Origin of the sequence: Streptomyces sp. BF23-19, assembly GCF_041106355.1 — a bacterium.
In the GTDB taxonomy this organism is placed as follows: Bacteria; Actinomycetota; Actinomycetes; order Streptomycetales; family Streptomycetaceae; genus Streptomyces; species Streptomyces virginiae_A.
Genome location: NZ_JBGBPT010000002.1, coordinates 88723 through 103580, shown reverse-complemented (window position 1 = coordinate 103580; position 14858 = coordinate 88723). Strand labels below are relative to the sequence as shown.

Annotated in this window: 9 protein-coding genes; 6 read left to right on the top strand and 3 right to left on the bottom strand. The window is 69.6% G+C overall.

The window, feature by feature from the left end:
- The first annotated feature begins 23 nt into the window (after nt 1-23).
- Nucleotides 24-1055, top strand: coding sequence for an alanine racemase (locus AB8A24_RS01670; protein ID WP_328962571.1), 1032 nt, complete (start codon nt 24-26; stop codon nt 1053-1055).
- Nucleotides 1056-1065: 10 nt separating this feature from the next.
- On the opposite strand, the gene AB8A24_RS01665 is transcribed toward AB8A24_RS01670, so the two are convergent.
- Both AB8A24_RS01665 and AB8A24_RS01660 read right to left on the bottom strand, forming a co-directional pair.
- Nucleotides 1066-2526, bottom strand: coding sequence for a glycosyltransferase family 87 protein (locus AB8A24_RS01665; protein ID WP_369474355.1), 1461 nt, complete (start codon nt 2524-2526; stop codon nt 1066-1068).
- Between the two features lie 96 nt (nt 2527-2622).
- Nucleotides 2623-5223, bottom strand: a complete 2601-nt coding sequence (locus AB8A24_RS01660; RefSeq protein WP_328962569.1) for a transglycosylase domain-containing protein — start codon at nt 5221-5223, stop codon at nt 2623-2625.
- 275 nt (nt 5224-5498) lie between these two features.
- Between AB8A24_RS01660 and AB8A24_RS01655 the strand changes: the two genes are divergently transcribed.
- The 3 genes from AB8A24_RS01655 (at nt 5499) to AB8A24_RS01645 (ending at nt 8606) form a co-directional block, all read left to right on the top strand.
- Nucleotides 5499-6101, top strand: coding sequence for a PadR family transcriptional regulator (locus tag AB8A24_RS01655; RefSeq protein WP_030008393.1), 603 nt, complete (start codon nt 5499-5501; stop codon nt 6099-6101).
- Nucleotides 6102-6150: 49 nt separating this feature from the next.
- Nucleotides 6151-7233 carry an inositol-3-phosphate synthase gene (locus tag AB8A24_RS01650; protein WP_328962568.1) on the top strand — a complete coding sequence of 361 codons (1083 nt, stop codon included), beginning with the start codon at nt 6151-6153 and terminating at the stop codon, nt 7231-7233.
- Between the two features lie 104 nt (nt 7234-7337).
- A complete protein-coding gene (locus AB8A24_RS01645; RefSeq protein WP_328962567.1) occupies nt 7338-8606 on the top strand; it encodes an MFS transporter in 1269 nt (422 codons plus the stop codon).
- A gap of 68 nt (nt 8607-8674) precedes the next feature.
- Here AB8A24_RS01645 and AB8A24_RS01640 read toward each other — a convergent pair whose 3' ends face one another.
- Nucleotides 8675-10141, bottom strand: a complete 1467-nt coding sequence (locus AB8A24_RS01640) for a CCA tRNA nucleotidyltransferase (protein WP_369474352.1) — start codon at nt 10139-10141, stop codon at nt 8675-8677.
- Nucleotides 10142-10327: 186 nt separating this feature from the next.
- Between AB8A24_RS01640 and AB8A24_RS01635 the strand changes: the two genes are divergently transcribed.
- Both AB8A24_RS01635 and murJ read left to right on the top strand, forming a co-directional pair.
- The gene (locus tag AB8A24_RS01635) at nt 10328-12592 is read left to right on the top strand and encodes a DUF6049 family protein (RefSeq protein WP_328962565.1); all 2265 of its coding nucleotides are present in this window, start codon (nt 10328-10330) and stop codon (nt 12590-12592) included.
- A 46-nt stretch (nt 12593-12638) separates the two neighbouring features.
- Nucleotides 12639-14813, top strand: a complete 2175-nt coding sequence (gene murJ / locus AB8A24_RS01630) for a murein biosynthesis integral membrane protein MurJ (protein ID WP_369474350.1) — start codon at nt 12639-12641, stop codon at nt 14811-14813.
- The last annotated feature ends 45 nt before the right edge of the window (nt 14814-14858 follow it).

Below are 14858 nucleotides of genomic sequence, written 5' to 3'. Positions count from 1 at the left end.
CTCAGGAGAGGTTCCGGACGGGCATGGCGCTCACGCTCTACGTCGACACCGCGCGCTGGCGTGCGCACCAGAAGCAGATCCAGGACCAGTTCCCCGGGCTGATCCCGGTCTGCAAGGGCAACGGATACGGCTTCGGTCACGAGCGGCTCTGCGAGGAGGCGACCCGCATGGGCGCCGACATCCTGGCCGTGGGAACGACGTACGAGGCCTCCAGCATCAAGGACTGGTTCGGCGGCGACCTGCTCGTCCTCACCCCGTTCCGGCGGGGCGAGGACCCGGTGCCGCTGCCGGACCGGGTCATCCGTTCGGTCGCGTCCCTGGACGGGGTGCGCGGTCTGGTCGGAGCCAGGGTGGTCATCGAGTGCATGAGCTCGATGCGCCGTCACGGCATCTCCGAGCAGGACCTCGGCCAGCTGCACGCCGCGATCGAGGACGTCCGGCTGGAGGGCTTCGCGCTGCACCTGCCCCTGGACCGCCCCGACGGCTCGGACGCCGTCGAGGAGGTCATCGGCTGGATGGACCGGCTGCGCGCGGCCCGGCTGCCGCTGCACACCATGTTCGTCAGCCACCTGCGGGCCGCGGAGCTCGCGCGGCTGCAGCAGCAGTTCCCGCAGACCCGCTTCCGGGCCCGCATCGGCACCCGGCTGTGGCTGGGCGACCACGAGGCCACCGAGTACCGCGGCGCGGTCCTCGACGTCACGCGCGTGGCCAAGGGCGACCGGTTCGGCTACCGCCAGCAGAAGGCCGCCTCCGACGGCTGGCTGGTCGTGGTCGCCGGTGGCACCTCGCACGGGGTGGGCCTGGAGGCTCCCAAGGCGCTCCACGGTGTGATGCCGCGCGCCAAGGGCGTCGCCCGGGCGGGTCTGGCGACGGTCAACCGGAACCTTTCGCCCTTCGTGTGGGCAGGCAAGCAGCGCTGGTTCGCGGAGCCGCCGCACATGCAGGTGTCGATCCTGTTCGTGCCCTCGGACGCGAGCGAGCCGAAGGTCGGCGACGAGCTGGTGGCGCACCTGCGGCACACCACCACCCAGTTCGACCGGGTGCTCGACGCCTGAGTCCGACCGGTCAGTCCTGGGGGCTCGCGCCCCAGGCGACCCGCTGTCCCTCCGAGGGCGTCGCGTTCTGCGGCGCCCTCGCCGCGTCCGACAGCACGAACACGTCCTCCGCGCCGTCCAGGACGCCGCCGGAGGGGTCGTCCGAGCCGTCCCGCCGTACGACGTCCCGCTCGGGCATCAGGATGTCCCGGACGATGACCGCGCACAGGTACAGGGTCGTCAGCAGGTGGGCGGTGATCGCCAGCTGGTACCCCTCCACGGGCAGGCCCTGGTGCTTGTCCGCGCTGGAGGTGTAGGCGAGGTAGAACCAGATCCCGAGGAAGTAGACGACCTCGCCGGCCTGCCAGATCAGGAAGTCCCGCCAGCGCGGCCGGGCCAGTGCGGCGAGCGGGATCAGCCACAGCACGTATTGCGGCGAGTAGACCTTGTTGCACAGGATGAACGCGGCGACGACGAGGAAGGCCAGCTGGGCGAAGCGGGGCCGGCGCGGGGCGGTCAGGGTGAGCAGTCCGACGGCCCCGCAGAGCAGGAGCGTCAGGCCGGTCGCGTACGTGTTGGCGCCGTCCAGCGAGTTGCCCGAGCGCTGGGAGATCAGCAGCCACACCGAGCCGAAGTCGATGGGCCGTTCCTGGCTGAAGGTGTAGAACTTCTTCCAGCCGTCCCAGGCGAACAGCATGACCGGCAGGTTGACCACGAGCCAGGCTCCGGCCGCGCCGAGTACCGCGGCGCCGAAGGCGCGCCACTTCCCGGCCCGCCAGCAGAGCACGAACAGCGCGCCGAGCAGCAGTACCGGGTAGAGCTTGGCCGCGGTGGCCAGGCCGATGAGGACGCCGAAGAGGACCGTCCGGCCGCGGGACCACATGAGCATCCCGGCGGCGGTCAGGGCGATGGCCAGCAGGTCCCAGTTGATCGTCGCCGTCAGGGCGAGGGCGGGCGCCAGGGCGAAGAGCAGGGCGTCCCAGGGACGGCGGCGGTGGGTGCGGGCGACGCACACGGCAATGACGGCCGCGCAGGCCATCAGCATGCCCGCGTTGACCATCCAGTACATCTGTTCGCGGTGCTGCGTGGAGCCGCTGCCGGGGGTCAGCCAGGAGGCGATCTCCATGAAGAGCCCGGTGAGCACCGGGTACTCCAGGTACTCCATGTCGCCGGGGAGCCGGTCGAAGTAGGGCGTCAGGTTGTCGGCGAAGCCGCGCACCGCGTACAGGTGCGGGATGTCGGAGTAGCAGGCGTGCGTGTACTGCGAGCCCGCCCCCCGGAACCACGCCCAGTCGTAGCAGGGCAGCTTCTGGACCATGCCGAGCGCGAACATGCCGATGGCGATGAGCGCCACGACCCGGACCGGCCCCAGCCAGTGCCCGCCGAGGCGGGCGTAGCGGCCGAGCGGGCCGCCGATGAGCTCGCTGCCGGCTGCGGCGACCTCGTCCTGCCGCGTGGGCAGTACGGGGCTGTCCTCGTGCACCTTGGTCATGGGGGTCATCCTGCCGTACGGGACCGGACATGGGAGAAGGCCGTCGCACGGTGGGTGGACGGGCTTTCTGCGCTCAGAGAGCGGCGCTACGGGTCACTAGGAGCCGGCGTCGTCGAACCCGCCGGTGATGCCGCCCGGGCGGCCCGGTTTGCCGGTCGGCGTCGGCGATCCGCTGGGTCCGCCGATCACCCCGGAGCTGGTGCCGGACGTATTGCCGGACGTGGTGCCGCTGTCCGTACCTCCGTTGGTGGTCCCGCGCGTGGTGTCCGGGTCGCAGTACAGCTTCCACGGCGGGCAGGAGGGCCGGCCGCCCTTCGACGGGGACGGGGACGGCGACGGAGAGGTCGACGGAGAGGTCGACGGGGAGGGGGACGGCGAGAGCACGGCCGAGGGCGTGGGGGAGGGGGCGCCGGCGGAGTCGGCGGTCACGCCGATGTCCTCGGCCTCCGGGAACTGCTTGACCGGTTGGCCCTTGAGCGCTTCGCCCATGTACTCGGTCCAGATCTCGGCCGGGATGTCACCACCGTGGAGGGAGGGGATGTCACCCACACCCTTCATGGAGATCAGCTTCTTGTCCGGCGAGTTGGGGTCGGTACGGAAGAGGACCACCGAGGTCGACAGCTCCGGGGTGTAGCCGACGAACCACGCCGACTTGTTCTCGTCCGTGGTTCCGGTCTTGCCCGCGGCGGGCCGGCCCAGCTTCTTGACCTTCTTGCCGGTGCCGTTCTCGACGACGTTCTCCAGCACCTTGGTGATGTTGTCGGCGACCGCGCTGTCCATGGCCCGCTGGTCCTTGGGGGCCTCGAAGCCGGACAGCTTCTCGCCGTTCTTCCAGACCTCGGTCACGGAGAACGGCTCGCGGTGCGTGCCGGAGGCGGCGAAGGTCGCGTACGAGTCGGCCATGCGGATGGCGCTCGGGGTGGAGGTACCGAGGGCGAAGGAGGCGTCGGTGTTCGGGTTGATCGACTCCTCCAGGATGCCCGTGGACTTGGCCACGGCCTTGACCTTGTCGTGGCCGACGTCGAAGACGAGCTGGGCGAACGGGACGTTGATGGACTTCTCCATCGCCTCGTTGAGGGTCACGTACCCGAAGGGGGTGGGGCTCTCGTTCTTCTGCTTGAACGGCGCGCCCGACGCGTCGCGCAGGGGCCTCCCCTCACGGTTGTTGATCACGGTGAGGTCGTTGGCCATGTACTTGCTGTCGGCCGAGATGCCCTTGCCCTTGGAGTTCTGGGTGCCGTACTCCATGGCCGCCGCCAGCACGTACGGCTTCCAGGTCGAGCCGACCGGGACACCGCTGGTGTTGGCGTTGTTGCTGAAGTACTTGTGATCCCAGCCCGGGCCGCCGTACAGGGCGACGAGGGCCCCGGTCTTCACGTCCACGGAGGCCGAGCCGAACTGCACGAAGGTGTCCGTCTCGGGGCGGCCCTTCTCGTCGATGAACCCGTTGCGGGTGTCCTCGACCGCCTTGACCAGGGCGTCCACCCTCGGCTTCTGGAAAGTGGTCTTGATCCGGTAGCCGCCCAGGGCCATCTGTTCCGGGGTGATGCTCTTGGTCTTCATCACGTAGGCCTTGGCCGTGTCGACCAGGTAGCCGATCTGGCCGGTCATGCCGCGGGCCTGCTCCGACTCCACACGCGGCGGGAAGTCCGCGTCCGTGAACTTGGCCCGCTCGGCCTTGTCCATCCGGCCGACCTCGACCTCGCGGTCCAGCACCCAGGACCAGCGCTCGCGGGCCCGCTTCTCGTTGAGGGCGGGGGTGGCGGCGGCGCCGATGCCACCGTCGGGGTTGTAGAGGTTGGGGCCCTTCAGCACGGCGGCGAGGAAGGCGCACTCGGAAGGGTTCAGGTTCTGGCTGTCCTTGCCGAAGTAGGCGCGGGCAGCGGCCTGGATCCCGTAGGCGTCGCGGCCGTAGTAGGCGGTGTTCAGGTAGCCCGCGAGGACCTTGTCCTTCTCCTCGGAGACACCCAGCCTTATCGCGATGAAGAGCTCGGTGGCCTTCCGCTTGAGCGTCTGGTCCGAGTCCAGGTAGGTGTTCTTCACGTACTGCTGGGTGATGGTCGAGCCGCCCTGGGTGGAGCCGCCCGTGGCCATGTTGTACACGGCGCGGGCGACACCCATCGGGTCCACGCCCTTGTCGGTCTCGAAGGACTCGTTCTCGGCCGCGATCACGGCGTCCCTCATCGACCGGGGGATGCTGGAGATGGGCACGATCTGCCGGTTCATCGAACCGCCCGTCGCCACCATCTGGCTGCCGTCGGCCCAGTAGAAGACGTTGTTCTGCGCCTGCGCCGCCTTGTTCGGGTCCGGCGTGCTCACCATGGCGATGCCGATGCCGGCACCGGCCGTGATGACGGCGAAGAAGCCCAGCGCCGTGCCGGCGACGAACTTCCAGGACGGCACGAAGCGCTTCCAGCCGTCCCTGTCCGACCGCGGGTAGTTGATGAGCCGCTTGTCCGGACGCCCGGTGCCGCGCGTGGCGGTGCCGGTTCCTCTCCCGCGGCCGCTGCCTCTCTGGGCGGACCGGCGGGCCTCGGCACGGCTGCCCGAGGGCTGCGGTGCGTACGAGCCGCTGTGTGACGCCGTGGGGACGTCACGTTCGGCCGCGCCCCTTCCAGGGCGCGGCTGGGCGGCGCGGCGGGCTGAGGCGCGCCCACCGCCCTCGGGCTGCGGCGGTTTGCGACGGTGCTCGCTCATCGAACGACTACTCCTCGGGCAGGCGAGTGGCCTGGAAGCGGCAGATTAGTTCCGGTCCCCCCCGGTGTCCTGGCGCACAGACTACGCACGCTCAAAACGCGCCCAGTGCCGAAGTTCACCCCAAATCAGGCAACCTGCCTGGTGCGAATTGGTGATGTGACACCGGTCACTACGTCTCCACTTGTCGATCAGAGCGCCCCGTTCTATCGTCTGGATGTATCGAGCCGATACATCAGCTCGGTATAAAGACTCAGGGGCGGAGGAGAGGCAGGCGGATGAGCAGACGCTCAGGCATCCTCGAGTTCGCCGTCCTCGGCCTGCTTCGCGAATCCCCCATGCACGGCTATGAGCTGCGCAAGCGGCTCAATACCTCGCTGGGGGTGTTCAGAGCCTTCAGCTACGGGACGCTCTACCCCTGCCTCAAGACGCTGGTCGCCAACGGCTGGTTGATCGAGGAGCCGGGCAACGCCCCGGAGGACGCGCTCGCCGCTTCACTCGCAGGGCGCCGCGCCAAGATCGTCTACCGGTTGACGGCCGCGGGTAAGGAGCATTTCGAGGAGTTGCTCTCCCACACGGGTCCAGACACCTGGGAGGACGAGTCCTTCGCCGCTCGCTTCGCCTTCTTCGGCCAGACCGAACGAGACGTCCGCATGCGGGTGCTGGAGGGCCGCCGCAGCCGGCTGGAAGAGCGGCTGGAGAAGATGCGCGCCTCGATCGCCCGGACGCGGGAGCGCCTCGACGACTACACGCTCGAGCTGCAGCGGCACGGCATGGAGTCCGTGGAGCGCGAAGTGCGCTGGCTGAACGAGCTCATCGAGAGTGAGCGGGCGGGACGGGATCGCAGACGATCCGGTCCGTCCGACGAAACTGAAAAATGAGGCCTGCATCTCGCAGACCTCGTCCGAGAACAAACAGGGAGCAACCGGAATGGGTTCGGTTCGCGTAGCCATCGTCGGCGTAGGCAACTGCGCCGCCTCGCTGGTGCAGGGCGTCGAGTACTACAAGGACGCCGACCCGGCGGCCAAGGTCCCCGGTCTGATGCACGTCCAGTTCGGCGACTACCACGTGAGTGACATCGAGTTCGTCGCCGCGTTCGACGTCGACGCGAAGAAGGTCGGCCTCGACCTTTCGGACGCCATCGGCGCCAGCGAGAACAACACCATCAAGATCTGCGACGTCCCGAACGCCGGTGTGACCGTCCAGCGCGGCCACACCTACGACGGCCTGGGCAAGTACTACCGCATGACGATCGAGGAGTCCGCCGAGGCTCCGGTCGACGTGGTCCAGGTCCTCAAGGACCGCCAGGTCGACGTCCTGATCTGCTACCTGCCCGTCGGTTCCGAGGCCGCGGCGAAGTTCTACGCCCAGTGCGCCATCGACGCCAAGGTCGCCTTCGTCAACGCCCTCCCGGTCTTCATCGCCGGCACCAAGGAGTGGGCCGACAAGTTCACCGAGGCCGGTGTCCCGATCGTCGGCGACGACATCAAGTCGCAGGTCGGCGCCACCATCACGCACCGCGTGATGGCGAAGCTGTTCGAAGACCGCGGTGTCCGTCTCGAGCGCACCATGCAGCTCAACGTCGGCGGCAACATGGACTTCAAGAACATGCTCGAGCGCGACCGCCTCGAGTCGAAGAAGATCTCCAAGACGCAGGCCGTCACCTCGCAGATCCCCGACCGTGAGCTCGGCGAGAAGAACGTCCACATCGGCCCGTCCGACTACGTCGCGTGGCTCGACGACCGCAAGTGGGCCTACGTCCGCCTCGAGGGCCGCGCCTTCGGCGACGTCCCGCTGAACCTCGAGTACAAGCTCGAGGTGTGGGACTCCCCGAACTCGGCCGGTGTCATCATCGACGCCCTGCGCGCCGCGAAGATCGCCAAGGACCGCGGTATCGGCGGCCCGATCCTGTCGGCGTCCAGCTACTTCATGAAGTCCCCGCCGGTGCAGTACTTCGACGACGAGGCCCTGGCCAACGTCGAGAAGTTCATCAAGGGCGAGGTCGAGCGCTAACCGAACCCAAGGGTCGTCACGACACCTGGACTTCGGCAGTTCTTCCGCGGAGGGTCCCCGGGCACATTGCCCGGGGACCCTCCGCGTATGTGACCCTTGCCCTCATGCCTGTCGTACGTGATCTGCGCGTACTCCTGCGCCTGAGGGATTTCCGCAACCTGCTCGCCGTACGGCTGCTCTCCCAAGCCGCGGACGGCGTCTACCAGGTCGCACTCGCCACCTACGTCATCTTCTCCCCGGAGAAGCAGACCTCCCCGGCGGCCATCGCCTCCGCCATGGCGGTACTGCTGCTGCCGTATTCGGCGATCGGTCCCTTCGCCGGGGTGCTGCTCGACCGCTGGCGGCGCCGCCAGGTCTTCCTCTACGGCAACCTCCTGCGGGCCTTCCTCGCCTGCGTCACCGGAATGCTGATCGTCGCGCAGGTACCCGACTGGCTGTTCTACGCCTCGGCCCTGTCCGTGACCGCCGTCAACCGCTTCGTGCTGTCCGGGCTCGCCGCCTCGCTACCCCATGTCGTCGGACCCGACCAGCTGGTCACCGCGAACGCTCTCTCCCCCACCGCCGGAACCCTCGCGGCGGTGGCGGGCGGCGGGCTGGCCTTCCTCGTCCGGCTGCTGGCCTCCGACTCCAACGCCCTCGTGGTGCTCCTGGGCGCCGGGCTCTACCTGTCCGCGGCCCTCGTCTCCATGCAGCTGGCCATCGACCTCCTCGGGCCGGACCACCCCGCCGGCCGGATCCATCCCTCGGTCACCGAAGGGGTCGCCCTCACGGTGCGGGGGATGGCCGAGGGCCTGCGCCACCTCGCCTCCCGGCGCGAGGCCGCCCGGGCGCTCGTCGCGATGACCATGATGCGGTTCTGCTACGGGGCCCTGTTCGTGATGCTGCTGATGCTCTGCCGCTACGCCTGGTCGGACAACGAAGCCGACGGGCTGGCCCTGCTGGGCATCGCCGTCGGCGCCTCCGGCGCCGGATTCTTCGCCGCCGCCGTGGTGACCCCCTGGCTGGTGGGCCGGCTGGGCCCGCTCGGCTGGATCACCGCCTGCTCTGCGAGCGCCGCGGTCCTGGTACCGGCCCTCGGTCTGTTCTTCGCCCCGGAACCGATGCTGGCCGCCGCCTTCGTGCTCGGCCTCGCCACCCAGGGCGCCAAGATCGCCACCGATACCGAAGTGCAGTCCCAGGTGGACGACGACTACCGCGGCCGCGTCTTCTCCGTCTACGACGTGCTCTTCAACGTCGCGTTCGTCGGCGCGGCGGCGGTGGCCTCCCTGATGCTCCCCGCCGACGGCCGGTCCGTGGCCCTGATCCTCATCGTCTCCGCCCTCTACGCCGCGACCGCCGTGCTCCTGGCCCGGGGCGAACGACGTTTCACGTGAAACATCAGCGCTGACGAAGCGAAGGGGTCGATGTTTCACGTGAAACATCGACCCCTTCGCTTCGTACGTCAGGCCTGCGCGGCCCACCACTCCTTCAGCGCGGCGACAGCGGCGTCACGGCCCATCGGGCCGTTCTCCAGCCGCAGCTCCAGCAGGAAGGCATAGGCTTTGCCGATCACCGGACCGGGGCTCACGTCGAGCACCTGCATGATCTCGTTGCCGTCCAGATCGGGCCGGATCGCGTCCAACTCCTCCTGCTCCTGCAGCTGCGCGATGCGCTCCTCCAGCCCGTCGTAGGTCCGGGAGAGGGCATTGGCCTTGCGCTTGTTACGCGTGGTGCAGTCGGACCGGGTCAGCTTGTGCAGACGCTCCAGCAGCGGACCTGCGTCGCGGACGTAGCGCCGGACCGCGGAGTCGGTCCACTCCCCGTCGCCGTAGCCGTGGAAGCGCAGGTGCAGCTCCACCAGCCGGGACACGTCCTTGATCATGTCGTTGGAGTACTTCAGAGCGGTGAGCCGCTTCTTGGTCATCTTCGCGCCCACCACCTCGTGGTGGTGGAAGGAGACCCGGCCGTCGCTCTCGAACCGGCGGGTGCGGGGCTTGCCAATGTCGTGCAGCAGGGCCGCGAGCCGCAGGACCAGGTCCGGGCCGTCCTCCTCCAGCGCGATCGCCTGCTCCAGCACGATCAGCGAGTGGTCGTAGACGTCCTTGTGCCGGTGGTGCTCATCACTCTCCAGCCGCAGCGCGGGCAGCTCGGGGAGCACCCGGTCGGCCAGTCCCGTGTCCACCAGCAGTCCCAGACCCTTGCGCGGGTGGGCGGACAGGATCAGCTTGTTCAGCTCACCCTGGATCCGCTCCGCGGAAACGATCTCGATCCGCTCGGACATCGCCTTCATGGCCGCGACGACCTCAGGGGCGACCTCGAAGTCCAGCTGCGCGGCGAACCGTGCCGCCCGCAGCATCCGCAGCGGGTCGTCGGAGAAGGATTCCTCCGGGGTGCCGGGCGTGCGCAGCACGCCGGCGGCCAGGTCCTCCAGACCGCCGTGCGGGTCGATGAACTCCTGCTCGGGCAGGGCCAGGGCCATGGCGTTGACCGTGAAGTCACGCCGGACGAGGTCCTCGTCGATCGAGTCGCCGTAGGAGACCTCGGGCTTGCGGGACGTACGGTCGTAGGCCTCCGAGCGGTACGTCGTCACCTCGATCTGGAAATTCCGTACGGCGTCCCCGGAGCGGGCGTTCTTCTGTGCCCCGACGGTGCCGAAAGCGATACCGACGTCCCACACCGAGTCCGCCCACGGCCGGACGATCTTCAGAACGTCCTCGGGGCGGGCATCGGTGGTGAAGTCGAGATCGTTGCCGAGACGCCCCAGCAGCGCGTCGCGGACGGACCCACCGACCAGGGCGAGGCGGAAGCCCGCCTCCTGGAAACGGCGGCCGAGCTCGTCGGCGACAGGAGCGACCCGCAGCAGTTCACTGACCGCGCGGCGCTGCACCTGACTCAGGGCACTGGGGTTGTCTTCGTTGGCGTTCGGCACAACTGAAAAGGGTACGTGCCCGGCCCCCCAGGGGCCGCCCCGTTTTGCGGCCACCCCGATACACGGCCACCGGGCCCCTGAGCCGATCATGTGGAGCAAGGCGCGGCACTCGCACACAGCGGGCCTCGTTACCATGCGTGGACGCACAAAAGACGACCACTGACACTTCGAGGGACGGGCTAGCGCGTGGCCGAGGCGGCAGAAAACCAGGGGGCGTCCCCCGCTCCTGCCCCGCGTAGGTGGCTGCGGCGGGCGATCGTCCTGCTCGCCGGGACGCCCGTGCTGGCTGCCCTGATCTACTCGCCGGCCCCCCGGGCCGAGGCCGCTCAGGCCTCGTCCGTGGACGTCCAGCTGACTTCCATGGCCCCCACGGCACCGGTCAAGGGCGACACCCTGACCATCAAGGGCACCGTGCTCAACACCGGTCCCGAGAAGATCACCGGTGCGCATGTGGGCCTGCGGGTCGGGCCCGCGCTCGCGGATCGCTCGTCCATCGACGAGGCGGCGGAGCGCACCGGCTTCCGGGCCGGCGCCGACCCGGGCGAGATCGACCCGGCCTACGCGGTGAAGATCGACTCCCTGCCGTCGAAGGTCAGCCAGGAGTTCACGCTCACCATCCCGGTGAACAAGCTGGAGCTGGACAAGGACGGCGTCTACCCGCTCGGCGTCTCCCTGTCCGGGGTGACCGACAGCCGGCCGTCCGAGCAGGTGATGGGCATCAAGCGGACCTTCCTGCCCTGGCAGCCGGAGGCCGCCGCCAAGCGCTCTCAGCTCACCTACGCCTGGCCGCTGATCTCCACCACCCGCGTGACGGCGGAGACCGGCTCCGACGAGCTCCAGACCCCCGTCTTCCTCGACGACTCCCTCGCCGATGAGCTCAGGCCGGGCGGGCGCCTGGAGCAGATGGTCGCCCTCGGCAAGGACCTGCCGATCACCTGGGTCATCGACCCCGATCTGCTCTACACGGTCGACGCGATGACCAAGGGCTACCGGGTCCGCAGCCCGGGCGGCAAGCCCGTCCAGGGCAAGAGCAAGGCCATCGCCGAGCAGTGGCTGAGTTCCTTGGAGACGGCCGTCCAGGGCAAGAAGGTCGTCGCCCTGCCGTTCGCCGACCCGGACCTCGCCTCCCTCGCCCACCACGGCAAGGACGTCTCGGGCACCCTGGGCCAGCTGCGCCCCGCGACCGACAAGGCGAAGCAGGCCGTCGAGACGGTCCTGCACGTCCCCGCGTCCACCGACTTCTCGTGGCCCGTGGACGGCGCCATCGATCCCTCGATCGTGAACGTCGCCACCTCGGCCGGCGCCCACAACGTCCTCACCCGCAGTGACAGCCTCGTGGAGAGCGGAGCCCTCGGCTACACCCCCTCGGCCGCCCGGCCCATCGGCGCCGGCACCACCGCCGTCGTCGCCGACGCCGACCTGTCCACCGCCTTCGAGGGCGACATGCTGAACGCCGGGACCTCCACGCTCGCCGTGCAGCGGTTCCTCGCCCACAGCCTCGCCCTGAACCTGCAGGGGACCGACGAGCCGCGCAGCTTCGTCGTCGCCCCGCAGCGAACGCCCAGCGTCAGCCAGGTCCAGTCGATGGCCGCAGCCGTACGCGGCCTCCAGGCGGGCCGCTGGACCCAGCCGGGGGACCTCGAGGCCGCGGCCGCCGCCAAGCCCGACCCCGGAGCCACCACCCAGGTGCCGGGCGCCGGCCAGTACCCCGAGGCCCTGCGCAAGCAGGAGCTGCCGGTGTCGGCCTTCGAGAAGATCCGCACCACGCAGAACACCCTCGACCGCTTCAAGGTGATCCTCGCCGCGCCCGACCGCGTGGAGATCCCCTTCGGCAACACCACCAACCGGGAGATGTCCACGTCCTGGCGCGGCCGCCCCGACGAGGCCCGCCTCTACCGGGACGAGGTTCAGGACTACCTGATCGGTCTCACCGAGAAGGTCAAGGTCATCCCCAAGTCCGACGCCACCCTGTCCGGGCACAGCGCCACCATCCCGGTCAGCGTGCAGAACAGCCTGGTCCAGGACGTCCACGACCTCGTCCTGCGCGTGAAGTCCGCCAACCCGACCCGCTTGATGTTCGGCGACAAGGGCGAGGCCGAACAGCAGGTCACCGTGCAGGGCGACCACACACAGACGGTCAAGTTCACCGCCAACGCCACGGCGAGCGGCCCCGTCGAGGTCACGGCGCAGCTGTTCACCAAGGACGGCGTCCCCTACGGCAAGGAACGCAAGTTCACCGTCGAGGCGACCGAGATCACGCCCACCGTGATGCTCGTCATCGCCGGCGGTGTGCTCCTCCTGGTCCTGGCAGGCATCAAGATGTACGCCAGTCGCAAGCGCGTCGCAGCACGCGTGGCCGCCGAGGAGACCACGCAGCCGAGTGACGAGTCCCCGGACACCGGAGCGCAAAGCACCGAGGGGTCCGGCACGAGTGAGACAGTGGACCGTTGATTGACGCCGTGGCCGGTCGGCCTGGGGACGATGAGGTGGGGTTTCGATGAACGCGCCGTACGACGGTGACCGCGCGCAGGGCACTGGTGGGCCTGCGCCCTCCCAGGGCACTGCCCCGGGCACCCCGGTGCCCGGGCAGGTTCCCGCGCCTGCGCCCGCGCCGGAGCGTGACCCGTATGTCCAGGATGCCTACGACCACGACCCGTACCGGTCCCAGGACCTGTCGGCCCAGGACCCCGTCGCCGAGGTGCTCTACGACCGGGCCTCGCACCCGCCGCCGCCGCCGGGCACCTACCAGGAGCCCGGCCCGCTCTACGCCGCGCCGAGCGCGCCCTCGTACTCTCCCGACCCGCACGTCTGGGCCCAGACCCCGCCGCCCGAGCCGGACGGGCCCTCGCGCCACCTGCCGTACGGCGACCACGCCACCACCACCCAGTTCGTCGGCGTGGACTCCCTCGTCACCAACGCCTCGGACGAGCAGCTCGAACCGGACGCCTTCGCCCACCTGTACCGGGACCAGGAGGCGGCGCCCCGCACCCCCGCCGAGGAGGCGCCCGTCGCCGCACCGGCGCCGAGCAAGCCCGCCGGGCGGGCCTCCAGCCTGCTGAAGTCCAGCGCGCTGATGGCCGCGGGCACGATCGTCTCCCGCATCACCGGCTTCCTGCGGACCCTGGTCATCGCCGGTGCCATCGGTGTCGGCACCTTCAACGACACGTACCAGATCGCCAACACCCTGCCCACGATGATCTACGTGCTGGTCGGTGGCGGCGCCCTGAACGCCGTCTTCATCCCGCAGCTGGTCCGGGCCATGAAGAACGACAGCGACGGCGGGCAGGCGTACGCCAACCGACTGCTCACCCTCGTCGTGGTGCTGTTGGCGGGCATCACCACCATCTGCGTCCTGGCCGCACCGGTGTTCATCACGATGATGTCGCCGAAGATCGCCTCCGACCCCCAGCAGATGGACGTCGCGGTCGCCTTCGCCCGCTACTGCCTGCCCACCATGTTCTTCATGGGCATCCACGTGGTCCTGGGTCAGATCCTCAACGCCCGTGGTCGCTTCGGCGCGATGATGTGGACCCCGGTCCTCAACAACATCGTGGTCATCGCCACCTTCGGCGCGTTCATCTGGGCCTTCGGCGGCTTCACCACCTCCGGTGTCAACGCCACCACCGTCACCGCCGAGGGCGTGCGCCTGCTGGGCCTGGGCACCCTGCTCGGCCTCACCGTCCAGGCTCTCGCCATGCTGCCGTACCTGCGCGACGCGGGCTTCAAGCCGCGCCTGCGCTTCGACTGGCGCGGCCACGGCCTCGGCAAGGCCGCCCGCCTGGCCAAGTGGACGTTCTTCTTCGTCCTCGCCAACCAGGTCGGCCTCGTGGTCGTCACCCAGCTCGCCACCTGGGCCGGGTCCGTGGCCGAGAAGCAGGGCCACCCCGGTACCGGCATCACCGCCTACAACTACGCGCTGCTGCTGTGGCAGATGCCGCAGGCCATCATCACCGTCTCCGTCATGACGGCCGTACTGCCCCGCATCTCCCGCTCCGCGCACGACGGCGACGCCGCCGCGGTCCGCGACGACATCTCCTACGGGCTGCGCACCTCGGCGGTCGCGATCGTGCCCTGCGCCTTCGCGTTCCTCGCCCTCGGCGTCCCGATGGCCACCCTGCTCTACGCCGGCTCGGGCTCGGGCGCCCAGAACATCGGCTACATCCTGATGGCGTTCGGCCTCGGCCTGATCCCGTACTCCATCCAGTACGTGGTCCTGCGTGGCTTCTACGCCTACGAGGACACCCGCACGCCCTTCTACAACACCGTGATCGTCGCCGCCGTCAACGCGGCCGTCTCCACGCTCTCGTTCTTCGTGCTCCCCGCCCGGTGGGCGGTGGTCGGCATGGCCGCGGCCTACGGCCTCGGTTACGCCGTCGGTGTCGGCGTCGCCTGGCGCCGGCTGCGTGCCCGGCTCGGTGGCGACCTCGACGGGGCGCACGTGATGCGCACCTACGCCCGTCTCACCGGTGCCTGCGTCCCGGCCGCCGCCGTGGCCGGCGCGGCCGCCTACGGGGTCACCCAGTGGCTGGGCAGCGGAGTCACGGGCTCCGCCGCGGCCCTCGTCGCCGGCGGGATCGCTCTGGCCGCGGTGTTCCTCATCGCCGCCAAGCGGATGCGGGTCGAAGAGCTCAACGCGATGGTCGGAATGGTCCGCGGACGTTTGGGGCGCTGATGCGCACAACCGTCGCCCCCTTTCGTGTGTCGTGCTTAGCGTCGG